General features: G+C 41.1%; 22 protein-coding genes. All 22 read right to left on the reverse strand.

The features are described 5' to 3' along the window. Positions 1-119 precede the first annotated feature (119 nt). The 22 genes from C233_RS0102060 to C233_RS0102175 all read right to left on the reverse strand — a co-directional run bounded on the left by C233_RS0102060 (position 120) and on the right by C233_RS0102175 (position 26,296). Complete coding sequence (locus C233_RS0102060; protein WP_018665819.1) at positions 120-2,354, reverse strand: hypothetical protein; 2,235 nt, start codon at positions 2,352-2,354, stop codon at positions 120-122. Further along, positions 2,339-3,526: an SIR2 family protein gene (locus C233_RS23405; RefSeq protein WP_241217390.1), complete on the reverse strand. Its 1,188-nt coding sequence runs from the start codon at positions 3,524-3,526 to the stop codon at positions 2,339-2,341. The genes C233_RS0102060 and C233_RS23405 overlap by 16 nt, the downstream gene beginning before the upstream one ends. 182 nt (positions 3,527-3,708) lie before the next feature. Next, entirely contained in the window at positions 3,709-5,613 is a 1,905-nt protein-coding gene (locus C233_RS0102075) for a polysaccharide biosynthesis protein (protein ID WP_025068579.1), read from the reverse strand. A gap of 14 nt (positions 5,614-5,627) precedes the next feature. Beyond that, complete coding sequence (locus C233_RS0102080) at positions 5,628-6,899, reverse strand: DegT/DnrJ/EryC1/StrS family aminotransferase (protein ID WP_018665823.1); 1,272 nt, start codon at positions 6,897-6,899, stop codon at positions 5,628-5,630. A gap of 134 nt (positions 6,900-7,033) precedes the next feature. Further along, on the reverse strand, positions 7,034-7,621 hold the full coding sequence (locus tag C233_RS0102085; RefSeq protein WP_018665824.1) for an acetyltransferase: 588 nt from the start codon (positions 7,619-7,621) through the stop codon (positions 7,034-7,036). A gap of 7 nt (positions 7,622-7,628) precedes the next feature. Further along, positions 7,629-8,237 carry a sugar transferase gene (locus C233_RS0102090; protein WP_018665825.1) on the reverse strand — a complete coding sequence of 203 codons (609 nt, stop codon included), beginning with the start codon at positions 8,235-8,237 and terminating at the stop codon, positions 7,629-7,631. Positions 8,238-8,276: 39 nt separating this feature from the next. Next, entirely contained in the window at positions 8,277-9,395 is a 1,119-nt protein-coding gene (locus C233_RS0102095) for a glycosyltransferase family 4 protein (RefSeq protein WP_018665826.1), read from the reverse strand. Then, a complete protein-coding gene (locus tag C233_RS0102100; protein WP_018665827.1) occupies positions 9,392-10,567 on the reverse strand; it encodes a glycosyltransferase in 1,176 nt (391 codons plus the stop codon). Before C233_RS0102100 ends, C233_RS0102095 begins: the two co-directional genes overlap by 4 nt. Before the next feature lie 2 nt (positions 10,568-10,569). After that, positions 10,570-11,778, reverse strand: coding sequence for an O-antigen ligase family protein (locus C233_RS0102105; protein WP_018665828.1), 1,209 nt, complete (start codon positions 11,776-11,778; stop codon positions 10,570-10,572). Further along, positions 11,775-12,962 (reverse strand): glycosyltransferase, encoded by a 1,188-nt coding sequence (locus tag C233_RS0102110; protein ID WP_018665829.1) that lies wholly within the window; start codon positions 12,960-12,962, stop codon positions 11,775-11,777. The genes C233_RS0102105 and C233_RS0102110 overlap by 4 nt, the downstream gene beginning before the upstream one ends. Continuing rightward, positions 12,943-13,854, reverse strand: a complete 912-nt coding sequence (locus C233_RS22150) for a hypothetical protein (RefSeq protein ID WP_018665830.1) — start codon at positions 13,852-13,854, stop codon at positions 12,943-12,945. The genes C233_RS0102110 and C233_RS22150 overlap by 20 nt, the downstream gene beginning before the upstream one ends. After that, complete coding sequence (locus tag C233_RS0102120; protein WP_018665831.1) at positions 13,851-15,158, reverse strand: oligosaccharide flippase family protein; 1,308 nt, start codon at positions 15,156-15,158, stop codon at positions 13,851-13,853. The genes C233_RS22150 and C233_RS0102120 overlap by 4 nt, the downstream gene beginning before the upstream one ends. Before the next feature lie 266 nt (positions 15,159-15,424). Further along, entirely contained in the window at positions 15,425-16,690 is a 1,266-nt protein-coding gene (locus tag C233_RS0102125) for a nucleotide sugar dehydrogenase (RefSeq protein ID WP_018665832.1), read from the reverse strand. 11 nt (positions 16,691-16,701) lie between these two features. Continuing rightward, a complete protein-coding gene (locus C233_RS0102130) occupies positions 16,702-17,670 on the reverse strand; it encodes an SDR family oxidoreductase (RefSeq protein ID WP_018665833.1) in 969 nt (322 codons plus the stop codon). Positions 17,671-17,823: 153 nt separating this feature from the next. Continuing rightward, positions 17,824-18,609: a hypothetical protein gene (locus C233_RS0102135; protein WP_241217391.1), complete on the reverse strand. Its 786-nt coding sequence runs from the start codon at positions 18,607-18,609 to the stop codon at positions 17,824-17,826. Positions 18,610-18,707: 98 nt separating this feature from the next. Next, positions 18,708-19,376: a tyrosine-protein phosphatase gene (locus C233_RS0102140; protein WP_018665835.1), complete on the reverse strand. Its 669-nt coding sequence runs from the start codon at positions 19,374-19,376 to the stop codon at positions 18,708-18,710. A gap of 100 nt (positions 19,377-19,476) precedes the next feature. Then, on the reverse strand, positions 19,477-21,888 hold the full coding sequence (locus tag C233_RS0102145) for a GumC family protein (RefSeq protein WP_026314696.1): 2,412 nt from the start codon (positions 21,886-21,888) through the stop codon (positions 19,477-19,479). 37 nt (positions 21,889-21,925) lie between these two features. Next, positions 21,926-22,747: a polysaccharide biosynthesis/export family protein gene (locus C233_RS0102150; RefSeq protein WP_018665837.1), complete on the reverse strand. Its 822-nt coding sequence runs from the start codon at positions 22,745-22,747 to the stop codon at positions 21,926-21,928. Between the two features lie 4 nt (positions 22,748-22,751). Continuing rightward, on the reverse strand, positions 22,752-22,976 hold the full coding sequence (locus C233_RS24730; protein WP_244149049.1) for a hypothetical protein: 225 nt from the start codon (positions 22,974-22,976) through the stop codon (positions 22,752-22,754). 201 nt (positions 22,977-23,177) lie between these two features. Continuing rightward, entirely contained in the window at positions 23,178-23,360 is a 183-nt protein-coding gene (locus tag C233_RS0102160) for a hypothetical protein (RefSeq protein ID WP_018665839.1), read from the reverse strand. Positions 23,361-23,378: 18 nt separating this feature from the next. Continuing rightward, positions 23,379-23,927, reverse strand: a complete 549-nt coding sequence (locus tag C233_RS0102165; RefSeq protein WP_018665840.1) for a UpxY family transcription antiterminator — start codon at positions 23,925-23,927, stop codon at positions 23,379-23,381. A 1,148-nt stretch (positions 23,928-25,075) separates the two neighbouring features. Continuing rightward, a complete protein-coding gene (locus tag C233_RS0102175; protein WP_018665842.1) occupies positions 25,076-26,296 on the reverse strand; it encodes a tyrosine-type recombinase/integrase in 1,221 nt (406 codons plus the stop codon). Positions 26,297-26,312 lie beyond the last annotated feature (16 nt).

The raw sequence follows: 26,312 nt of genomic DNA on the forward strand, positions 1-26,312 counted from the left end.
TACTACATATATTGACTTCACACTTCTTTACCATGACTATACAAAAAACAACAGCTATCCATCATGAGAATGAGATAGCTGCTGTATCAATTATTATGTATGCCTACACCCTAGGAATATCATTCCTTCCAAAAGTCTTTAAAACTTGTTGGAGTGGTATTAGACTCGAATTTTATAATACATGAAGATCCTACACATTCGAAAATTTCGTAAATACTTTTCCCGTCAGATTTATCCACACAGATGCCTCCTTTAAGAATATGGCTTGGAGGAGTTATTCCGGAAAATTTCTCTACATAAATTGATACAGTTTTCCCAGCTTCATCCTGTTGCATACAGATAACATTGTCAGCTAAGGATCTCAAGCATCTTGCTAATCCTGCGCTTTTATCGCATAATATAATCAAATCAATGCTTTTCTTTTGACAGTAGTTCTTAATGGCACTTAAAAACAAGTCATTACCTTTTAATAATGGAAAACTGTAATCAATTTTTTGTAAATCATCAATAATAATCCGGCCAATCTTTTTATTGCCACCCTTTTTAAAACAAATATCCAATTGTTCATTCAAATAGTGTAATAATTCATCCGTAGATATGCATCCCATATTAATATTGAATGAATGCATCATTGAATAGCAGTTGTTACATTTTGATAATTGGCAATGGTATGAGCAATTTGCCGTACAGGAATATTCGTTCGCATAACTTTTGTTACTCTCCGATTCTTGCACTTGCTCAAAACATGGAATAATAGAATTTTCTTTATTTAAAGTTTCCCATGCAGGACATACCAAATGTTCTCTAAGATTGTCAATTAATCTGTCAAAGGTCAAGAATAAGGTGTGGATACCTTGTCTTGCCGCGCAAAAGCAGCTTCCTGCAGCCAAATAAAATTTGAAAGAATTCGGAGAACCAAGAATGGCGATTATTTTACCAGAAGGATTACTATTGCGACCATGTTCCTTGTAGCCCAAAAGCTCTTGTAGGGCTCCATTTACTGTGGTTACTGCCTCATTCTTGTATTTATAGTGCAAATTACGCAGTATATCCATAGCTGAATTTTCAGCCTTCTTGTAATCATCATATTCTTTTACTTTTGGTAGAGTTTTGTCCTTGACATCGCCCGTGACTTTGGCATTTACGTGGCGTAAATAATGATTCTCCAAGACCCCTTGTTGGGTGAGAATTTTGGCTTGTGGCAAATAGCGCTTTTGCTGCAACAGAAGATGGGAACTTGGATATACTTCAATCCCATAATCCCTTTTTTTGTACTCATGCCACCCGTATGCGTACATTTGAAAGACACTCTTGCAAATGCGTAAGGAATGGGATGTATAGTTTTCCTTATTGTTTTCTATACGGCCAAGCTCTATCAGTATATCTGCACTGATTTTAAGTTTTTCATCTAGGTCGTCAATCACTATGATGGTTACAAGTGCACTTTTTCTTAAAATATGCTCAAAGGGGGTCAGTTCAAAGCTTCTCAGATCACTATCGCTAATTTTTGTTAGGCCGTCTATGACGATACAGGAAGATGGCATTGAACTATTTTTCGAATTATCTTCTGCTCCTTTTTGTATATGAGAAAGAATTTTGCTGAATGTATGCGACGGGGTTGTCACATATTTATATTCCATCTCTTTTTTGGAATCTTTATTCCCGCTTACTGTCGGGATATGCCCATTGAATTGGACTTCAAAAAAATCATTTCTGAAATCGCAATTCCCTTCTGACGAGAAAGCACCTAAAACATTCTGATAATCAGATACATTATCATGTCTTCGGGTAAAAAGAATATTTGCTTGCGAATCTATGGATTGGGCTGTCCTGAAGTGTAATGAATTGGTTCGGATATTGTAAAATACAATGCCTTCTGATATATATGAATCTATTTTGCTTTTTAGATTTTCTGGAAAGGGCGGAGGAGTGCAGGATTGTGTAGCTCCTGCACGAATCTTGCTCGTATCAAATATGGCATCCGCAAACCGGCTTCCTGTCCATTCATCATTCTCTTTTGTCCTAATCATTTTGTCAATGCACTTGGATATAATGAAATCCAAAAGCATGTCGTTCATTTGGTCAGTCTTCTTATCCAACGAATAAAAAGCCGGAGCTTTCGGTTTAACTTCTAAGTTATTCAGTGATTTGGCGATACCGTGCATCATTTGCATCGCAAACAATGTCTTGTCAGTACCTCTATCTCCTTTTAAAACTATGATGATTCCTTTCTCTGATGATGCAACATCTTCTCCTGAAAGTATCAAAGGCAATTGGAGGCCACCAAGCAGCATTTTATCCAATCCTTGTATCCCAGTCGAGATTTTCCCAACTGTATCTATTCTTCTTCCCATAAGGCATTAAATATGCGGTTATACAATTCTTTATATCCTTCTGGTTCAAATATGGGAGTCAAGCCATAATTCGTAAAAAACGCATCTTTGATTTCCATTATTTGAACGTAACTTTTATAATCATTCAACTGACTTTTTTTCAAGTAGTTCTTTGTAGAGGCATGGAGAAAATATATCTTTTCTTCGTTGCCAATTGAACTAGCATAATGTACCATCCTTTGGGGGTTGATGTCGCTCAATGAATTTCCTACAAACAGAGAGGTAAAATGACACAAGAAATGCAGTTGGGTGGCTGTTTGCCAGGAATAGACATTGCGGACATTATCGTAATACTCTTCCATCGAAAGGACTATCTCGTTCCCGTCACTAAGAAACGGTTCATTAAAAGGAGGCAAATAGCCATGTATATGGTATATCGGCAAAATATTGTCTGCTTGCTTGGAATTATTAAAATTTCCATATACTTCTTCTATCCGAACTCCATTCTTCCATCGCTTGTTGTTGTCTAAAATAGTTCTCTCTTTAGCTGAAAAAAACTTTTCCTTGTTTTCATAAAGGATTTCAGCAGCCATGGTCAGGAATTTATCGTAATTATAGGTGACAATGGCAACCAGTGGCTCGTATAGCAGGATGAACTTGGCAAGTTGGTACAATGAATTTAAAGGAGGGTCATCTTCTTTTGATTCTTTTCCGTTGCTATAATGTTCGAGGAAAGTATCACGCATCTTGTCTTTATCGCAGTATCGATACAGTTGATGTCGGATGGTATGGATATAATTATTACCCAAAATAGACTTGATGATGGAGGCCCGAACCAATGAGGTGAACTCTCCTTCAACCGTACCATGCAATGTTTCCCAAAGAAGTTGTTCTTCTTCTGTTCTCTGACTAATCCTTTTTGAAGAACAGAGCAAGCTTTCTAAGCGTTCTCTTTCTTGGGTCGTGTATCTTTTCTCGGCAGCTAATATGGACAAGGCATCTTTTAGCATCATGTTTAACAATCCATTCCAACTGATGTCTATGTCGTTGTTACCACCTAAATTGATTCCAGCACCAACAAAAAGGACAATTCTCTTTTTGTCCTTTATATCTTGTTTCAAGGCTTCAATATTCGCTTGATAAGTATCGTGCTCGAATATCAAATGCTTGGATTTGTCAATTAATTTTTTCATGTCCATTCGAAACGTTCTATATCTTTTTCCTTTAGCGTGTCACCAATGAAATTGATAATTTTATAAGCCCCCCTATCATTTAAAATCATTGGCTTAGAGCTTTGTATTTTTGTTCCTAGCCCACCGTTATTGGTACAATCTTTGACGTAAATATAATTTTAATGCGAAATGATACTATGGTCTTATTTATCAAGCATCTCATAAATGGAATGTTGACTCTTGAATTCCGGTACCATGTCTTTCATTCGTTTCACGATTTCCATGTCGCTTTCCATCACGCTGGCTTTCACCATGTCATTCACTTGCCGACAGGTATCTTCGTAATCATACTCTCGCACAGTGGCGATTTTTATCTTGGGATGGAACGTGGGTCTCGTATTTTCCTTCTCGTTCAACACCTCTTCATAAAGCTTTTCGCCATCGCGCAGGCCTGTGATTTGTATCTCTACATTCTTGGCTCCGCTTAGCTGGATCATCCGTTTGGCCAAGTCGATAATTTTTACAGGATTTCCCATGTCGAACACAAAGATTTCACCACCATTTCCCATGGTGCCCGCTTCCAACACTAATTTGCAGGCTTCGGGTATCAACATGAAATACCGGACGATATCCTTATGCGTAACGGTCACAGGACCTCCATGCTTGATTTGCTCCTTGAACAAAGGGATTACCGAGCCGTTTGAACCCAGCACGTTCCCGAAACGCGTGGTTACGAATTGAGTGATTCCTTTCACTTTGCCATCTTTGATAGCCTTGTCCAGACTCTGCACATAAATTTCGCAGATGCGCTTGGAGCATCCCATTACATTTGTCGGGTTCACAGCTTTGTCGGTAGATACCATGACAAACTTCTTCACCCCATACTTGACGGACAAGTCGGCGATGATTCGTGTACCGTCCACATTGTTACGGATGCTCTCACCCGGATTGTTTTCCATCATGGGTACATGCTTGTAAGCCGCTGCATGAAATACATAATCCGGTCGGCTTTCTGCAAAGATTTCCTCCATCCGTTCCTTCATGCAAATGTCACTGACGATGGTCTGCGATTCTATATTCGGCCATTGTTTGGCCATCATTAGTCGGATGTCATGCAAGGGGGTTTCGGCTTGGTCTATAAGAATGAGTCTACGCGGATTAAACTGCGCCACCTGCCGTACAATCTCACTGCCGATGCTTCCTGCGGCACCTGTTATCAAGATAACTTTGTCTGTCAGCAATTCCTTCACCGAATCAAGATTGATTTCTATTTTCTCACGGGGTAGTAAATCCTCTATTTCTACTTCCTTCAACTGTGTGTGACTCAGGTCGCTTTTCCCGTCCCATTCTTGTATGCCGGCCGTCATATGTATTTTGATGCCTGCTGACACTAATCGGCTGACCATATTGGGATTATTCCGGATGGCATCGTTTTTCAGCGGAGATACCAGCAAAATTTTGGCATGAAGCCGTTTCATTTCTTTCACCAGATTCTCATCGTTCGGATACACCCGTACACCCATCAGGTATCGGCTGGTCATATCAGATTCATCCGACACAAATCCGGCAAGGATAAATGCGGATGCATCCTGGTTACGGATGCTTTTGGCCAATCCCACACCACCGGCTTTCACCCCATAGATGAAGACACGTTTGGCCTGCTTCTGGTGGAAAGCGGAATCATACAGGAATTTCACCAGGACACGCATGGCCCACATCAGCGTGGTAGCCAGCAGGGCAGCAAGTCCGATATCCCTCATGCGTATTTCCATGAGCCAGCGGTCTGAATGGAGCACATATTTCATCCCCATGATCAATACCAGTCCCGTCAGCATGGCAAATCCTGTCCGCTGCAAATCCACAAAGGAGGAGTAACGGATGATTCCCGAATAGGTATGAAACAACCGAAAACCAATAATATAGAAGAGGAGGTAAAAGCAAAATGCTCCCAGCAAAAGGCTAAAATGCTGAAGGGTATGCAATGTTCCGTTGTTGAGCGCATAGACGAAAAAGTCTGCGCCCAGCACAATCAGGCAATCCAAAATGAGAATGACCCAAAACGGAAGTGCCCTCTTGGAAAAATACCAATTAGAAAGGCTTGAAATCATTGGATCATCTGTTTTTATTGGATACTGTTTTTAATCGTTTCTACAATGTACATCACGTCTTGGTCGGTGACGTAGGGTCCGGCTGGCAGGCACAATCCCCTCTTGAACAAACGCTCGGAGGTTCCATCCGTATAACACGGATTCTGCTTGTACACGGGTTGCAGGTGCATTGGCTTCCACAGCGGTCGGGATTCTATCCCTGCCGCATCCAAGGCTATGCGCATGGCTTCTACATTCCTATTTGGCTCGCAATCCGTGTGGGGATTGGAAGCTGCATGGGTCACACCGGCAGCACCTCCCACTGCTCCTTGCACAGTGGTTTCATAAGCATGTTCCTCGCCTTTTACACGGAGGTCTGGGTCAAGTAGGATGGTGCTTAGCCAGTAATTGCTGTCAAAACGAGGGGAAGGATTTTCATGAATCGTGATTCCGTTTACCTCCTTGAGCTGTTCCTTGTACAAAGCCTGTACATGCTTATGGTGGGCAATGTGTTCATCAAGAATGGTCATTTGACCTCGCCCTATGCCGGCACAGATGTTGGACATCCGGTAATTATAGCCTATCTCCTCATGCTGATAGTAAGGATAAGCCTCCCGCGCCTGGGTAGCATAGAACATAATTTTCTTTTTTGATTCTTCGTCCGGGCATATCAATGCGCCGCCGCCGGAGGTGGTGATCATCTTGTTTCCGTTGAATGAAAGGATGCCATATCGTCCAAAGGTTCCGCAGACTTGTCCGTCATACCGACTGCCAAATCCTTCGGCAGCATCTTCAATGACTGGGATGTCATATTTGTCAGCCACCTCGCAAATTTCCTTTATCATGGCAGGCATACCATACAGGTACACGGGCACAATCGCTTTGGGCTTCTTTCCCGTGACTGCCATTCGGTCAACTATCGCCTTTTCCAAAAGTTTAGGATTCATGTTCCAGGTTAACGGTTCTGAATCCACAAAAACCGGTGTGGCCCCCAAGTACGAGACCGGATGAGCCGAAGCACAGAAAGTAAAGGTTTGCACCAATACTTCATCTCCGGCTTTTACGCCACAAGCGATTAAAGCCAAATGTACAGCCGCCGTGCCAGCAGATAGGGCTACTACTTTCTTGCTCAGTGATTTACCATCAGAATTTCCTTTTCGATTTACAAATCTTTCCAAGTCTTCCTCAAAGCCATTTACATTGGGACCAAGGGGAACTACCCAATTGGTATCAAAAGCTTCCTGAATGAAAGCCTGTTCCTTACCGCTCATATGGGCAAGGCACAAATAGATACGTTTGTTTGCCATATCAAATGATTTTTATAGTATACAGTTGTGTGGGCATTTGAAAACAATCAAATGCCGATATATTTTTCAGATAAAATTGATTACTTACAAAAAGTCGTCAAGCTTAAGATAATAGTCTTGCCCGCACCAGAATTTTATTCCAAGTAACGGATAATTCTGCAAGGATTGCCAAATGCCAAGACGTGGTCAGGTATGTCTTCCGTGATAACGGAACCGGCTCCTATTATGCACCACTTGCCGATACTTAAGTTCGGAATGACGGTTGTGCCCGCACCTATCCAGCTTCCTTCCCCGACATGGACATTTCCGCAAAGCGTTGCGTGTGGGGAAACATGCACATAATCTCCGATGACGCATTCATGATCCACGGAAGCACCGGTATTGATAATGCAATGCTTTCCAATTTTTGCATCCGCTTGAATTATGGCTCCTTGCATGACCACGGTTCCATCTCCAATCTTTGCAGTCGGAGAGAGAATGGCTGACGAATGGATGGCTTTTCCATAGGAAGTCTGCAATCTTTCCGCCACCTGTTTCCGAATCTTGTTGTTGCCGATGCTTATGATGAAAGGTGATTCTCCAGTAAATGTATGCCGCACCGGATACCCCTGTAGTTGGTTGATATTCGGATTGTCATCTATCAGGCCGTCCACACGTACACCGGATGTTTCCAAGATGTCAATGATTACTTTGGCATGACCGCTTGCTCCATATAAATACATATGCGAATCAGTTATTTCCGGTAAAAGGTTCCATCGTAGCAGACGTTTCCGAAGAAATGCCTTCCCGAACCAATACCTTCTTTATAGTTAATAAGATGATTTTCAGATCTAACAGAAAAGAACAATGGTCTACATACCACACGTCCAATTCAAACTTCTTGCTCCAGCTGATGGCGTTCCGCCCGTGGCATTGCGCCCAACCTGTGATCCCCGGACGTACTTCGTGTCTGCGAGCCTGTTCTTTGCTGTACAATGACAGATATTGAGGAAGCAGAGGACGTGGTCCAATCAAGGCCATGTCGCCTTTCAACACGTTGATCAGCTGAGGCAACTCATCCAAAGACGTGGAACGGACAAAGCGGCCTACTTTCGTAAGGCGTTGTTCGTCAGGCAACAGATTCCCATCCGCATCCCGCTCGTTCGTCATGGTCTTGAACTTGATGACTTTGAATAGCTTACCGCCCTTACCAGGACGTTCTTGAATGAAAAAAACACCATCACTTTTGTTGGCGAAGTGTAGCCAAAAGGCAATAACTACCAATAGTGGTGAAAGTATAACAATCGCGAGTGATGTGATGCAAAAATCAAAAACCCGCTTTAGACAATGTTTGTACATGACAAATGATATTCTGCTAAAACGATATTCTACGGGAACTTATTGATCTAAAATCTCACGATAAAAAGAAAAAACAGCCTTTGAGGTGTTTTTCGAATTTAGCATTTCTTTTACAAAAGCCTGTCCATTATGCGCCAATAGTTTTGCCTTATCAGGATGATATATCACCTGTTCAATAGCGTCCGCAATAGCTTTCGGACTATAGGGAGGAACCAGAAAGCCTGTCTTTTCTGGTATCACAATATCAGGGAATCCACCTACAGAAGTTGCTATGGTCGGTATCCCTAGACATAATGATTCTGCTGCACCACCTAAATTTTCAGAATGTGAAGGGTGAACAACCATGTTAAAATCTTGATACAATTCCGGAACATCATTGCGAGTACCTAAAAAATGTATTTGTTTACAACGTTTTTGCCCATAAGCAACCACTTCATTTTCATAATTCATAGCCCCGTTCCATGCCCCACCTACTATTACAAGATGTATATTAGGATATTTATCTTGTAGCAAAGAGATGGCATCAATCAAATCCTCATGCCCTTTTAAACCTCTTTTTTCACCTAAAAAGCGTTTTGGAGCATACATATAGGCTACCATCCCCACGATAATGTCATCCTCTTTTAGGTTTAATTCCTTGCGTAGTTTCCCTTTCGTGTATTTCTTGTTCGACAAATCACTTCCATAATAAGTTAAAAAAAGCCGATTTTCATCTATTCCGCATTTTTTATATGTATCGTATGACCAACGACAAGTAGGTATCCAAAAATCAATCCCTTTTTGAGCTGTTAATATATCTGCCTGACGGTAAATGAAATGTTCCAAATGAAGAGGGCCTGGAACTTCAAAAACACGTGGAATCTTATTATTATGCAATGCTAATCTCATTAACAAGGTTGTTATTACAAAATGGCTGTGTATAATCTCCGGTGCTACTTCCTTTACTATCTCTCGTATTTTTCGAATAGTTCGAAAAGCATTAGACAAGGAATAATCCAACTCGTGAACAATTATACCCGCTTCTTTATATAATGGAACTAATGGGCCATCTATAGGCATAGCCACATGTACATTTTCTCCGAGTTCGACCAAATCCCTCATTACCCGATAAGCCCAATTTGCGCCATAGGATGTTTTGACCAAATGTAAAGATCTCATAACAGTGATTGTATTATTGCATTGTAGAATTCTTTCCTTTTTAGATCTAACAAGCTGTTCTCATAGTTTGCTGCTTCCAGCCAATTACGTTTGGCCTGTTGGTTTGTAAACGATAAGTGCGTGAGCATATAACTAACTTTTTCTGCAAGAGCCTCCGCATCTCCTTTGGGCACCAATGCAGTATCTTCGAGCAATTCGGGAATTCCCCCAACCTTAGATCCGATACATGGCATACCCTGCGCCATAGCCTCTATCATAGCACGCGGCAAACCTTCCGTTTTGGATACCAATAAAAAGAGATCTGAAGCTTGCAATTGTTTTTTAACTTCTTCCGCTGTAACATTTCCATGAAAACAAATGTTATCTTCAACATTCAATTCCTTAGCCAAGGATTTCATTTGTTCTTTATATTTTCCATCGCCCAACCATGACAAATAGCATTTTAACCCTCGCTTCTTTAATATGTTCATTGCTTTGATTACCACATCCGGCGATTTATACATTTGTTCCAACGAACCTATGGAAATAAGCCGGTAGTGTTCTTTCTCGATAAGGTGCTTGAACTCATCTGCAAAGCTATTTTTTAAAAGGAATACATTGGAAGCATTTGTAGAAAATACATTTGGCGAACAAGGGTAGCGTTTTTGTAAAGTATATTTTGTTACATATAGAACGCATGAAGCCCCGGACACCTGCTTTTTTAACTTCCGCCTTCCTGCATAACGGAAATAAATTCTAAAAGGATGCTGAACTCCATCTGGAGCAAAAACATCCCACGGATCCCCCACTACTTCACAACTGTAAGGGATGTGTCGTTGATTTAATACAGAAATAACCATTCCTCCTATTTCTCCTGGTAAACGACAGAGGTAAGCTCTTCCGGGAACAGCTTCTTTATTTAAGATTCGCATGATTTTTCCCCTTACTTTAAAAAACTGTAAAGGGCCTACATAATTAGGCAAATCAATAAAAGAAACTTTAGGATTATCAGCACGCAAAATCTCCTTGCCTACATAATTTTTATCCTCTTTTACGCGTGCTATGACATATAGCTTAGTAAAGACAGATAAGTATCTGCTCCACAAACGATTGGAGAATCCTCCATCCAAACTGTAATACTCACCTTGGGCATTTTTCGTAAAATGTCCTTCGCAAGCGAAAACCAATTCCATAATTATTTTACATTATCTGTTGAAATATACCTGTCTGCAAGTGCCAATAATATGGCTTGAATACAAACAGAGAAGTAAGAAATAGGCATATCTGCTGATAAAAATGTTCCCACCAACGTGACTATCCACAAAGAAACAAACAACGGATATGTATCTTCCAAATATTCTTTATCCCTGAAAATCAAATAATGTTTGTACAATTTATAATGTAGATATATACCAGCTACACCAAAAGGCAAGAAAATTGATAATAAACCATTGTGTGCCAATGAAAAAGAAGATCCTTCCACAGTGCTGTATTCTGCTGAGCCAATTCCCCATAATAAACAACGGGCATCGAATTTATTCTGCAAAGCAGAAATTATAGCAGCCATTCTTCCAGTATCTTCAAATACACCATTTGATATCTGTGTCTCGCGATAGGTCAAATTTTGAACAATATCATTCAAAAAGGATAAATCAGATAAGCTTATTGCAACAATTACAGCTGTGCACAGACATATAATACTCACCTTTTTTCTTACCCTATAAAAAACAAAGGTAAAAAGGAACATAATGGCTAATGCTAACATAGAAGTTCTACTTGCTGTTAAAAGAAGTCCTAAGGACGAAAATATAAATAAAGCTATGTATGACAAAGACCACCATTTATGATAAGCCAAGTAAACAAAACTATAAACGATTATTGTAACACAAAAGAAACCAGCCATAGCAGGCGAGAGCAAGGGCCCTATGGCTCTATGGTGAAAAGTAAATAAAACCTCAAGATTAGTTGACCCTTTGAAATAGTAAAGTGGATACATCCATGAGGGTTTCCAAATCCCATCAAGTATTATTAAAAGAAGCACCGCAATAATGGTTATTTGAATCACTTTCTTTAAAATATCTTCTTTCTCTTTCGGAATTGCTGCTACTATAAAATTCAAACAAGTAGCACATAATATTGATGCATTCCCGCTGATGAATTGCATTACATTAATCTTAGTCAGTAAAAGTGCAATGCTGTTGGCAAATAGATTCAGAATAAACAGCCTTTTGTAAAATTCAAATGAAAAACTTTCAACGTATCCCGTTCGCAATGTATATAACAATATGGCACATAATAATACATAGGCATAGTTCAAGTATGTACCATATAACAATCCTTGTGGATAAAGGAATACAACAGGGAACACGCAAAGTATGATGCCATATAGAATCTTTTCTATCATACTCCGTATTGAGTTAAAATGCCATTCACTGTTTGTGATATATCGAAACGATACGCATATTGACGGATATAATCGCGGTTGAAACGGTTTCGAACCTTTGTATTAGACAACTTTTCTAATAACGCAGCATGTGATTCCACAGAATTATCTGAAGCCAAAATTCCCACTTCGGGAGTAATAATCTCAGGTGCAGCTCCAACTGATATAGCAATGACAGGCACACCTTGCGACAACGCTTCTACATAAACTAGTCCAAAGCCTTCACCTTTTCCTCCTAACCACGTGGATCCCACGAAAACATCCATATCGGATATTAAGGTGGATGGATGTGGAGAAATCTCATTGTCTGGAATAATAATTACATAATTGCCCAAGTCATATCGGTGAATTTTTTCTTTCATCCTTTCCAAATATCTTTCGCAGGCATTATTAGGGCAAGATCCAATTAAAACACACTTAAAATTTAAATTCGGACAAGATTTATGCAATAATTTACTGCTTTCAATTAAGAGCTCGTGACATTTTACAGTGCTAAAAGTCCCTATTGTGCCGAATAAATAAGTCTGTTGGCTTATTTTTAGTTGATCTCTCAGCTTTCCAGCATAGTTGCGTCCTTCGTTAATAAGTTGACGAACATGGCATCCATTATAAATGATTGTGCATTTCTTATGCCATTCGGAAGGAAGGGAGTCACGCACGGCACCGCTAATGCAATATATGGAATCCACATGTGAAATCAACCATTTGTCTAATTTGTTCTTGATACCACCTATGCATCGCCAATGAGTCGCTACAGGGATAGCATAAAACAATCTATGAATACTACATACAAACACAGCATAATTGTTCGTTGTATGAATAAGGTCGGGTATATGTAGTCTAAGCACACGTTTCAATCCCCAAAAGGCTTTGATCATCCAAATCAATAATAAAAACGTATGCCACATACGTTTTGCTATTCCGCCCTGGCCAATTATCGGTGGCGTTGACAGGGGGAACACGGTTGTCTGTTCAGGATGTTTAGATGCTATTTTTTTAGCAAAATCGCCATCACACAACATTATGATATGAAAGTCCAACGATGGTCTATGTTTCTCAATTATCCCATCAATTAACCATTCAGAAGAGTTGGCTGCCCCTCCATGCTCATTCCCTGTGAGCACCTTAACCACATATTTCTTCATTCAGTATGTCAAATAAATTATAGCGGTCAAAAACTTTTTGAATCTGCGAGTCATTGGCTCCCAGGTCGACATTTGTTCTGGCTAAAGACTTTTCGCGATTGAGTTCTATCGAAATGAAATTATTCATATAGTCTCCACCTTTGTCCACAGATGCACACTCTATTCTGTTCATCAAAGTCATAGCCTTAAACCATACATCGTCTGCTGTCGGACAGATATCCAAGAACACTTTTTCATTCAAGACTTCTTGCTTCATGATGCCATCGGGATAAAATATGCCATATACGCCTAATGGTAGGTAAAACAGGGATGAGCCTTGCGCTTCTCCAGCTCTACACCATTCTATATAAGGCAACATGCTTTTTTTTGACTTATGTAGAAGCATTTTATGTCCTTTGTTGAAATATACTCTTCGTTGATTTTTTTGATAAGCCTCCACAAATTGCTCAATCATATCAAAAGGGTACACCAAATCATCATCAACAGAAATTACATGGCAACCCGCATATTCTTTAAAAGCATAAATAACCTTAGTATAGGAGCGTACATCCTTACATAAACGTATTTCAAGACCTCTTTCCATTTGGCGTTTCAAAACAATAGGTAAGGTTTCGAGAGAAAAGTCTTTTTCTGACAGCCACAACACTATCTTGTTAGCCTTCACTGTTTGTTGAAAAATACTTTCCACGACCAAATATACTTCATGTATTTTTTTGCCGTATGTGGTGAGTGAAACTACAATGGGTTTGTCGACACATAAAGATTCGGTAGTTCCATTCTCATGACTGTACAATGCTTTCTGCTGTAAGGCAAACACTGTCAGTTTGTTGTCTATCAACGTCTGCATTCTAAAGGCATTAGAAAATGCAAATCTGAATTTATCTACTATCATTTGCGAGTAATTATACTGTTTACGATACTTTTAATTTCTGCTTTGTTAGGAAGATGAAAGAAATCGGTCATGTTTACATTGGATATGGAACAAACATCTAACATCAGCAATATGGATGTAAAAGCGGTAACCGTCAGTGTCACATAGGCACATCCCACAACACCAAATCCGGGTATGACAAACCATGCTACAAGTGCCATTATTAACGCACCGATTGTAAGATTTTTCATTATTTTTAAGGGCTCACCTTGTGATGAGAGCACTCCATAACAGATCTCTCTAAATCCGTTGAATACCAATGTTATAGCCAATACTTTCAATACAGGGATGGCTGCACTAAATTCCTCTCCATATAAAAGAATGATAATAAATGATGAAAAAATCATCAGAAACAAGGATATGATTGCATTGAATAGAAAAAATAAAATAGACAAACGCTGGACCTGTCCTTTTAGTTGATTTCCTTGTAATGTACTCCATTTGGCATATATCAGTGGGCCAATAGAAGAGGCAACTACAGTTCCGGCCACTAATAAAGAAGAAGAACGTGTATAAAAGCCAACGTTTTCCATCCCGGTGTCTGCAACCGAAAACCATGACAAGAAGTAAACGGGAATGCTAGTTAGAATAATGGAAGCCATATTGTTCCCGGATAATTTAATCCCCCACAAAAACAAATCTTTAATAAGCGTTTTATCCATAGGTAGATTCCATTGGATATACTCCTTTAAGTATCTGTGAAGCAACCATAACGCAATCACGTTTGAAAGGCCCACTAATGAAATCAATAGGCCAACACTTAAATTCACGTGAAGTAAAAGTAATAACAGTATGGACAATAAAACTACTATACGGGAAATGTAATTTACAATCTGCCTTTTGACTACTTGCATTTTGGTCAGTAGTACAGGCATCAGTATGGTGTTTATCAGCAAGGCATTTGTCCCTATGCAGAATAACATAATATACCAATGATTTTTTTCTTGAAAATAACTGCTGAAAATGTTCAAGGTCATAAACAGTAATACACTGGCTGCCACAGAAAAAGGAATTAAGAACTTGACCGATGAAGTTACCACCACAATCATATCCTTTTTTAAGGAATTAATGAAATAAATGCATGCCTGTCCTATTCCTAATGAAAAGACCGTATTAAATACAGTTTGGGTAGTCAGAAATATATGATATCTCCCCATCTCTTGGGGACCCAAGAGTCTGGCTTCTATGACACTTATAACAAGATTAATAAACAGTAATCCCACTGAAGCAACTATATTAAATAGAGTGGATTGTGAAAAATTCATTTTTCAGAAATATCAGATATATATTTACGTTTCATTTTTGCCGCATCGTAGTTCTCCGCATTCCAATATTTACCAAAATAGTTACATGCTAACCTATATGGCAATTCTCACCAATTTTACTTTTCCCTCCTATGACAATGCCGTATGGATGAGGAAGGATAAGTCTCCCCACAACGGCATCTCTTCGAATATCCGATGCATATCTCCACTTGATAAAGATTTCAACAGATATGTCTTATTTCAATTCTTTAATCATAATTGAATATTTACAATCTTCCATCAATCAACAATCTATTCACAAATCCTTTGACATCGAAGATGACGTGAGTGGACTTCAGTAGTGTATCAATATTGATTTCACTAAATCTGTCATGTGCAACGGCGAGAATGGCAGCATCATAGGTGTCGGATGGCAACTCGTTAGTGATGTCAATGCCATATTCATGTTTTGCGATAGTAGGATTAGCCCATGGGTCGTACACCGTAATTTCAACATTGTACTCTTTCAGTGAGCGATATATGTCAATGACCTTGGTGTTTCGCACATCGGGGCAATTCTCTTTAAAAGTGAAGCCCAAGATAAGGATGTGCGAGCCAAGCACCTGAATACCTTTTTTGAGCATGGCCTTTACTGTTTGCGTAGCAACATATTCGCCCATGCCATCGTTCATCCTTCTTCCGGCAAGAATGATTTCCGGATTGTAACCATGTCGCTGTGCACATTGAGCAAGGTAGTAGGGGTCAACACCGATGCAGTGTCCTCCCACAAGCCCCGGCTTAAAAGGCAAAAAATTCCACTTGGTGGAAGCTGCTTCCAAAACATCTTGCGTGTCGATGCCAAGTTTGTTGAATATCTTGGATAGTTCATTTACAAATGCAATATTGATATCCCTTTGTGAGTTCTCTATCACCTTGGCAGCTTCAGCCACTTTTATACTCGGAGCAAGGTGTGTACCAGCTGTAATAACAGAAGCATATACTTCGTTTATTTTTTTGCCGATTTCAGGCGTAGAACCCGATGTGACCTTCTTGATTTTTTCTACCGTGTGGAGTTTATCACCTGGGTTGATACGTTCTGGGCTGTAACCGGCAAAGAAGTCCTCATTGAATTTCAATCCACTCACTTTTTCCACAACAGGGATGCATTCATCTTCCGTCACACCAGGGTAAACTGTGGATTCATATACGACTATGTCTCCTTTAGATATTACCTTTCCAACAGTTGAGCTGGCACCATAAAGCGGTGTCAAATCCGGATTATTGTTTTCATCTACGGGAGTCGGAACAGCTACGATATAGAAGTTGCAATTGCGAATTTTTTCAATATTGGTGGTACAGGTGAAACCGCTGGCAAGAGCGGATTGGAGTAAATCATCTGATACTTCGAGGGTGGCGTCGTGACCAGCCATCAACGCATCAACACGGGCTTGATTCATATCAAAGCCGATAGTTTCATACTTAGTGGAGAAAAGGCGAGCCAACGGCAGACCAACATAGCCGAGGCCGATTACGCAGATTTTTGTACTTTCCATATATCTAATTATTAAAGATTATTCCAATACCATTGGCAGGCTTGCTCTAGACCTTGTCGCATAGAGAACTGAGGGTTGTAGCCAAGCAGTCGGCGAGCCTTTTCTATGCTGGCGAGCGAGTGAGGAATGTCACCGGCTCGGTTTGGACCGTGAGTTGGTTCGATTTTCAAGATTTCGGGATCGAAAGCACCAAGAATTTCTTTGAGGTAGCTTGCAAGCATGTTGAGCGTTGTGCGTTCCCCGTAGGCCGTATTGTAGATTTGGTTCACCGCCTCAGAATTGGTGGTAGTGAGTGCCAACATATTCATTTGAATCACATTGTCGATGTAGGTGAAATCACGGCTGTATTCGCCATCACCGTTGATGTTGGGTGCTTCGTGTGCCATCATTTTCTTGACCCACAGAGGGATGACAGCTGCGTATGCACCATTGGGGTCTTGCCGACGACCAAAGACATTAAAATATCTCAGACCGATATATTCTATTCCGTAAGTGCGGGCAAATACATCGGCATATAGCTCGTCAACATACTTGGTGATAGCGTATGGTGAGAGTGGGCGACCAATCACATCCTCTACTTTGGGCAACGTTATGCTGTCGCCATACGTTGATGAACTGGCGGCGAAGACGAAACGCTTGACACCTGCATCCCGCGCTGCCACAAGCATATTGAGAAAGCCTCCGATGTTAACATCATTGGTGGTAATCGGGTCTTTGATAGATCGAGGTACAGAACCGAGAGCGGCTTCATGTAATACATAATCAATACCTTCCACTGCCTTTTGGCAGTCTTTTATGTTGCGGATATCACCGACTATTAGTTTGAAACTATTAGGAAACGACTTGATTAGAGGTAATAGGTTCTCAATGTGTCCTGTAGAAAAGTTATCCAAACACACCACATCGTGCCCATTGTGTAGTAGATATTCACAGAGGTTGGATCCAATGAACCCGGCTCCTCCTGTAACTAAAATGTTCATCGTTCAAAAATTTTATTGTTTAAAAGTTCCAATTTTAGTATGTTGCATGGAAAAATGTTCAATCCTAATTTGAGGGGGATTTTTCCACGATTGCTTTATAAGTATACAACTATTATTCACTATAAATATGGACTGATACACTTCCTATATACCTTAAAATGGAATGGGCATCAGCAGATAGACAATGCAGGTGTCTTGTTCTACTCCGTTGCCAGCCGAAGAAGCGTCATTGTTGTCATTGCTTAGAATTGAAGATTTGCTGATTGAATAATTTGCGCTTAGCAGGAACTCTGCTTGAGCGGCAATCTTATGGTTTCTGCATACGATGGCAAAGACTTTATCATCGTATATTCCAAAGTTTTTATCCCTATGCTCTTGCATCCTGCGGTCAAGATTGTTGGTGATACCGCAATAGCATCTGCTACGGTTGTTTCCCGAAAGGGCTGCAAAATGCACATAATACAGTTGGTCAATTTTCTTGACGATTGTCTGAGCGTCTGCTATTATGTCTGCATGAAAATACTCGTAGTTGTATCGAATGCTTTGGATATGCAGCAGCAGGTTGTATAGGGGATAGCTCTCCGGACCTTTCGTTTGTTCAAGTGCACCTTTGACAATCTCCTCGCAATGCACAATGAACGACAAATCGCAGCCGCTAGTTTCCAACTCCCTATATCCATCGATCTTACAATTATGCCCGATGAATACCGAAATAAAGGTTCTTGCATCGTCTTGGGGTAAGAGTGCAACCTTATTTGTTGCGAGGTCAATATCAGCAACCATGCTAAGATCCTTTGATGTGTAAGATATGTGTATAACTCTTACACAACCGTCTGCATTTGAAGCTAAGAATGTGATGGGTTTAGGAGAATCGATTTTAGCTATATCGTTCTCTGTCGGTTTACTGATTTGCATAAAAGATATTTGTAATGTTTTCAATCCAGTTCCATGCCGTCATCCCGCAGAGCTCGTCCTTTTATAGTCTTTATTCACGTATGCGCATATTTCATATAAGAATGGATGCACACCGTGTTTTTTTATAATTTGACGCGCAACGCATTTTGCAGAGTGATGATTCGATGGAGGTCTGTACCGATGTAGTTGTACATTTCTTGCTTTTGCAAAGTCTTGGCTCGTTTCTGTACCTCTTTGCCATATAGACCAAAAAGTGAGAATAGATTGAGTTGAAACTGTATATTCATAGATTTCAAACGTAGATAATCATTTTCACTCATATATAGGTATCGCTCAGGATGTGCCAGCACCGGATAATAGCCCTTTGCCTTGATACGAAGCAGGATATTGTTCAAGCCCATCGGAGGATTGAAATAACTTGTTTCTACCAACAGGTGCCTGCCGTCTTTGCCTATGGGCAGGAGGTCGTTCTTCTCCAATCGCTCTTCAAAAAGATTGTCAAGCATAATCTCCGAAGCGAGATGAAGCATCACAGAGCCTTGGTAGGCGGTTCTCAGTTCGATGAAGCGTTCTCGTAACTTTTCCGTCGTGTTAGGAATATCTTCCATAATGTGTGGAGTAAGCCACACTTCTTTCACTCCCAACCGTTCATATTCGGCAAGTATTTGCAGGGATTCATCCATGGATTGCACGCCGTCATCTACTCCGGGGAGGATATGGCAGTGCCAGTCAGTAAAGGCAAGGAAATATCCACTGTCTTCCAATGTATGCTTTTTACGAAATGGCCACATAGGAAAGAGACTATGTATATTCTATAGAAACGGGAAAGTCTAAATGTTAGAGAATTAATGGACCGCTGTTCCCTTATACAACTGACTTTCCCGGCAATTATCACTTACTGTTATAATAGCTCTTGCTGCCATAACCGTACTGATAACCGTATTTGTATCCATAACGGTAGCCATAGCGGTATCCGTAACGGTTGCCACCACCTATCGTACCGTTCAACACAAGTGCCATGTTTTTAAATCGCTTTGCATCGTAATCACTTTGCAATTGAGGCAGCATATCGCGTTCCAACAGACCTGCACGGACTATGAAGACAGTGCGGTCGGCAAGTTTCTCAATGATTTGCGTGTCGGCAACAATATCCACAGGCGGGCAGTCGATAAAGATATAATTGAAGCGGCTACGCATCTTTTCCATCAGTTCTGCTAACCGTGGCTCAGCCAACAATTCGGTAGGGTTGGGGGGAATAGTACCTACAGGAAGGACAAACAAGCCGGGATAGTTTTCTTTTTCCACAATCAAATCTTCCACGTTACTTTCCCGCTTGCCGAGATAGTCGCTCAGACCTTTCTTGGGTGTGCCAACGTATGCCGATGCTGAACCGTGGCGTAAATCGCCATCTACCACCAATACCCGTTTTCCTTTCATGGCAAAAGTGGCGGCAGTATTCATGGTCAAGAATGACTTGCCACTACCTGGATTGAACGATGTAATCAGGGTAATGCTCGCTTTGTTCTTATCCTCCTTGGCATCAAGGATAAACTCTAGATTGGTGCGCAACACACGGAATGCTTCGTTCACTATATCCCGTTTACCTTGGCGGATGATAATTTCTTTAGATGTATGAACACCCTTTTTCTTCTTTCCACTTTCAGCCAAAGGTATTTCTCCGACAAACGGTACGGAAAGTGATTCTAAATCTTTACGACCACGTACCTTGGTGTTCATGTTCTCCCGGATGAAGATAATTACTACGGGTATAAGAATTCCAAAAGCGAATGCAACCAAGGCTATGTTTTTCTTAACTGGAGATGTAGGTATCATGCTGCCGGTCGGCGGCGTGATGACACGGGTGTTGTAGGCGGTGAACGCCTGTGATAGTTCGTTTTCTTCTCGTTTCTGCAACAGGAAAAGGTAAAGTGCCTCTTTCACTTTCTGTTGGCGTTCCACAGACAGCAGGTATTTACCTTGGGTCGGATTGGCGGCAATACGAGCCGTAGTTTGTTGCTCGCTCTGGCGTAAAGAACGCAATTGAGTGTTAAGGGTGGTAATATGGTTGTCGATGGAAGTGATAATGGCATGACGCATATTCTCCAGCGATTGGTCCATATCTACAACTAACGGGTTCTTTTCGCTACTGTTGGCAACAAGGTCATTACGGCGTAACTGTGCTGTGTTATAATTGGCAATCTGCTGCTCAATGCCTGGGCTTTCGATGCCAGAGTTCGCTGGCAGCAACTGGTTTTTACTGGTAGTGTTAGTGAGATAATTACGGATATATCTTGCCATTGAAAGCTGAGTATTCAACGCTAAAATTTGCGCATTGGTTTCGCTACTCTGCTCCATATACATGCTGGCTGCAGCCTGTACATCAGGTAACAGATGCTCGCTCTTATAAGAGGATATATTTTCGTCCACATTACCAAGTTCTTGTTCAATCACGCTGAGTCGGTCGCTGATGAAAGCCGAAGTGCTGACAGCGATTTGGTTTTTGTCCTTTATCCAGTTTTCATTGTAAACAGCAATAATCATGTTCAACACATCTTCGGCACGTTGAATGCATACGTCCTTGAATGAAAGATTGATGACCGTGGATTTCTCATCGCTCAGCGCGACCGAAAGATTGGAGGCATAATCTGCAGTAGCATCTTGATAGCCTTTACGTGATACATAAACGGGTGCATTATAAACTACCGAATCGCCCGCAGCCTTTACAACAAGTTTTCCTATGGGAGTATCGACTGTATCATTCGGTATAACAGTTGCTTCTCCTTCCAAATCTTCGCCGTCTCGGCAAAAATCAGACAGCTTAATTTGGCCATCTTGGCTGGGATAAATGGTAAAAGCAACGCTCTCATTGTCCAGCACATCGCTAAAACTCACATTATAAGGGCGAGACCTGCCATACAATACTTTTTTATAAAATCCACCGTATGTATAATAACTGATATCAAGTTGAAGTCGTTTAACCACATCAAGCATCACTGCGGGAGATTGCAACGATTGTATTTCGTTATTCACGTTGGTATTGGTTTGGAATAGGTCAAAATCACCCATTAAGCCTGCCGCGTCGCCTAATGAGTTTCCTTTGGAGTCCTCCTTAATAAGGAGCGATGCGGAACGTGTATATATCGGTGGAGTAGTCAAAAGATAAATGATAGCCACTCCTATTGTGATTGCCAACGAAATTACGAACCAATACCATTTGTTGACACAGAGGTAGAACAAGTCTTGTATGCGAATAAAATCATCTGCTTGTTTAGGCTTAGAGCTTATGGTGTTTTGAGTTGCCACGATATACGATATTTAAATTAGAGATATTGAGGTATAATCAATTGAATATGAGAATTGCTACTGAAGTCAGCAACGATGCCAACGAAATCCAAAATGATGTGGAACGCACATTGTTACCATTGACAGTAGATTGGCGGGCTTTTACCGCATTCGGTTCCACATAAACCACGTCATTTTGTTGCAAATAATAGGCGGGCGAAGTATATATTTGTTCACCAGAAGTGAGGTTCAGCCCATAAACTCGTTGAACATCTCCTTCTTGTCGAAGCACCATAACCTTGGAACGATTACCGTAAATAGTCAAATCCCCAGCCATGCTCAGTGCGTCAAGTATGGTTATGCGGTCACGGTCAATACTGAAACGCCCGGGACTGTTTACCTCGCCCAACACAGAAATACCAAGATTAGCAAATTCTACGGTAACAACCGGGTCTTTCACCAAATTCTCCTTTATCAATTCATTTTTTATGTATTCAGCAATTTCTTCCCGTTTCATCCCGGCCACGTACATCTTACCGAGTACTGGGAAATCTATCTCACCATTAGCATCTACCGTATAAGCAGAAACACCCTGATTACTTGAGACGGTTACACCATTCGTTCTTAACGACTGCCCCAATTGCCGGGATACGTATGGCAAGTTGAACAAGTCTGTAAGCTGTGGGTCACGACTGTTTACAATGATGGAAATTTTATCCTCCGGACGGACTGTGATAGCTTTCACTTCCGGCAACTTGATTTCGGTTTCTCCGGGTTTTAAGTCCTGGAAATACACTACTTCCTTAGACGAACCGCATGAAGCCAACGTCACTATGCTAGTTACGATTAGCAAAATGTAAAAGATTCTATATGTATTCATACTTTCAATTTTTCTTATTTAAGGGTTTCGCTAAGCCTCTATTATGAAACGCCGATGTATTTTGGTAATGCCATTCTTGGAACAACCGGCTATCTGACGGTTTGGCTATCTTGTAAATCCTTTCTACAGATGTTTTTTTCGTACACTTCATGCTGCCTACAATAAAGGGTATTTCCCTTTCCTCCACACTGGCTACAACAATGGGGAAAGGCACTTTGAATACTTTCATTGCGTTGATAACCGATTTTGCATAGGAACAGCATAGGTTGAAAGCTGAACGCTCAAAAGCCACCCAATATTCGGCTGCACGATATAGGTGGATGCAATTACAATTGGCTCTCTCATTGAAAAGAATGTCCAACAAGTGATTCTCCATCAACTTGCCGAGTTCTATGCCAAACCTGTTCATTAAAGCTGTCAGTGATTGAATTTATTTTTGAATAATTTTTCGGTCATAATAACTGTGATTGCCATTACTATCAAGAAAAGGTTTTCGCTGAGGGTCATCGTCAGGCTTTTCACCTTGGCGAGAAAGTTTCACATGCTTAACTATTGCCCATACAAAAAATATGGCAGACACAATTAATACGGTGAATAATGTTATATCATACATAATCAGATATTTATGTTTTTAAATCAGTTGTATAAACTCTGTTTCCACGTCAACTGCCGCTGCCAATAACAAGGGCAGTTCCACCAAGAGCCGTTTTGTTTTGGAACCCCGTGTCGTCACCAAAGTTCCGGTATAGCCATCCAGTTGTCCTCCGATGATGCGTATCTTGCGGTTCAGCATATCCGGGGTTATTTCCTCCGGCCGGTAGTATTTCGGATTTTCTGTGGCTTCTACAGCCTTGATAAAGCGTTCCATATCTGTGTTCCTTACTACAATGGGAGTGTGCTGTACACCTAATTTGTAGCGGTATTGCAGCGTGGGGATGGCTTCAACAATAATGTCGAGTTTTTCCTTTGTTTCCTTGACGAAAAGCAAGTCTTGCATGAACGGTACTTCCCGGTCTTCTCTTTTCCCATGAATGGTAAGCAGCTTATGCACCATCGGGGTAAAGAACTCCATCCCCTTGTCCTTGAACATCAGGTAGGCAGGTTGTTTGGCGTTTCTCCGTTTGAGGTCGCGCATCACGAACCACTGCCTTTCATCTGTCGTAAGCTGCGTTATATCCATAACCCCTACCTTATTATATTGGTTACTTCTCACAAGAAAAGAAATTGTCAGATGACGATTATCAACCGCCTGTTGAGCGAAGGGCAATTCTCTGAGTCCTGCAAGTGTTTGCGATTTACTGAAACACAAGCAGTTATATATGCTTTCTCAAAAAGTTCGGGTGTTTCACCCATTTCCACATTATTCATACTTTGCCTATTCAGGCTTAGTCAGTCTATCATTCAGTGGAGTTTGCATTACAACTCCAATGCGGTACATCTCTTAGCAAGAGATGTATCTTTTGGAATCACAAGCATTAAGGTGTTGTAAATCAGTACAGAAAAGAAATCCACAATTATCCATCACTCAACATCTGTTAGACAAAAACAAGTTCTGTCAAACATCAAAATAGGTGTTAAATGAATCTTTTTTGCTCATTCTTACTGTTTTATTTGATATTTTTTATACCTTTGCACCTGCGTATATCTCTTGCTAAGAGATGGTTAGATTTGCTCAACAATTCAAGAATTTTAATACCCCCTTGGCATATTAAGCCCAATCTTCCGAAAACTTCTACCACAAGTGGTTTCTTGTCCTCTAGCTATCCTGTTCTCGGATAGACATGCTGTGGCTTAAAACCCTAAAACCAGTACGTGATGCCGAATTCGGTACATCTCTCTTTAAGAGATGTGTCCGATGGATATCAATTTTGAATATCAGCTATTTACAGATTAAAAAAGCGACCGTTGCTCAACAAATTGCTTACATTTGCCAAGCAGATACATAAAAATTGAGATAGCTTGAACACATTTTATTTGGCACATTATGGATTTCATAGTATTTTTTGTATCTTTGCACCGCATAAATCCATCTCTTAAAGAGAGATAGTTCATTTTACTCAACAAAAATTCCTTCTCCATCTGCAAAAGAATACTCTTCTTTATATCTCATCTTGCATAAATTCTGTGTACGATGTCTTGATTTGCTGAAAATCGTCATTTTCTATTCATCTTTACCTTTTTCCATTCAAGGTAGGCAATAACAGTTTGGCGCATCCACCAAACATGATTAGCCAGTGGGTGCGCAGAGAAATTGTCAGCAAAATCAGCAGTACGAAAGATAGATAGGACAAATCTATGCCAATCTAACTTATCTGTTTAATCTGTAGGTTATCGTGCATAGACTGCGCGAATGACAGTCAGGTTCGCATCATCAATCACCTGGTTATCCAATGAGTTCAAGTAGATGCGTGTGGTCTTTTCCGAATCATGCCCCAATGCCTGGCTGATTGACGGGGTGGGTATGTTCAGCCGATAGGCAGCACTGGCCCAGCAATGCCTCGCCGTGTAGGTCGTCAGCGGAATGGGGCAGTTTACGAGTTTGCCAATCTTTTTCAGCTGGACGTTCATCCGGTGCAGGGCATTCAGGTATTGCCTCCGTATGTCGCCCCTTTCTTCGCTTAGGATTGGCAATAGATAGCGGGAGCCCTCCACGTGATGGCGGTCAACTATCTCCTGCATCTGTTTCTCCCATTTGATTTCGAGTTTCTGCCGGGTCTTTTGACGGGAATAGGTCAAGTAGCCATTTTTCAATTGGCCGGTTTCCAGCATGGCCAAGTCCACGAACGAGATGCCTCTCAGGTCGAAGCTCATCAGGTAGAGGTCGCGGGCAAACGCCATTTCGGCATCCCTGCTCAAATCCAAGTCCTTGATTTCTTTGACGGTCCGGATGGGGATAGCCCGCTTGGCGGTCTTGTCCACGCCGGTATAGACTTCCGCGAAGGGGTGTCGGTCTATGGTAAGTTTCTTTTTCACGGCGCGGTTGTAGATGGCCCGCAGGTTGCGGTTGTAAAACGAAGAGGTATTCCTGCACAATCCGCAATCTTCAAGCAGGTAATATTCATACTCTTTAATCAGTTCTTCATCTATTTCATCCAAACGGATGTCGCCTTGTTCACCACGGAAACGCAGGAAACTGTTCACGGATGAAGTGTAGGTCTCGGCGAGGCGGTGCTTTCCCGTGCGTTTCAGATGTTCCACCAGTTTGTGGGAAAACGCGCGAAGGCAGTGTTCGTCATCATCGGGCAACTGGTAAGCCGCCACCACTTCGTCCGCAGAATACAGCTTGCCCGACTCGTCCAAACGGTGGATAATCGCTTCGATTCGTTTCCTCATATTCTGCAGGTTCTGTGCTATTTCCGACAAATAGCAACTGCGTTCCGGATTTTGTTCAGGGAGTGCCACTTCTCCATCTTTCCATTCTTCGGGGAAAAGTTTGTAACCTGTACTAATTTGCCGTGCCATACGGTCGTGAATCACTTGGAAATAGACGGCTCCTGTTTTCCCTTTTACCCGCGAGGGTCTGAATTTAGCTTTTACTGATGTTGTCATAACATTGATATTTTAT

Source organism: Bacteroides gallinarum DSM 18171 = JCM 13658 (assembly GCF_000374365.1).
Lineage (GTDB): Bacteria > Bacteroidota > Bacteroidia > Bacteroidales > Bacteroidaceae > Bacteroides > Bacteroides gallinarum.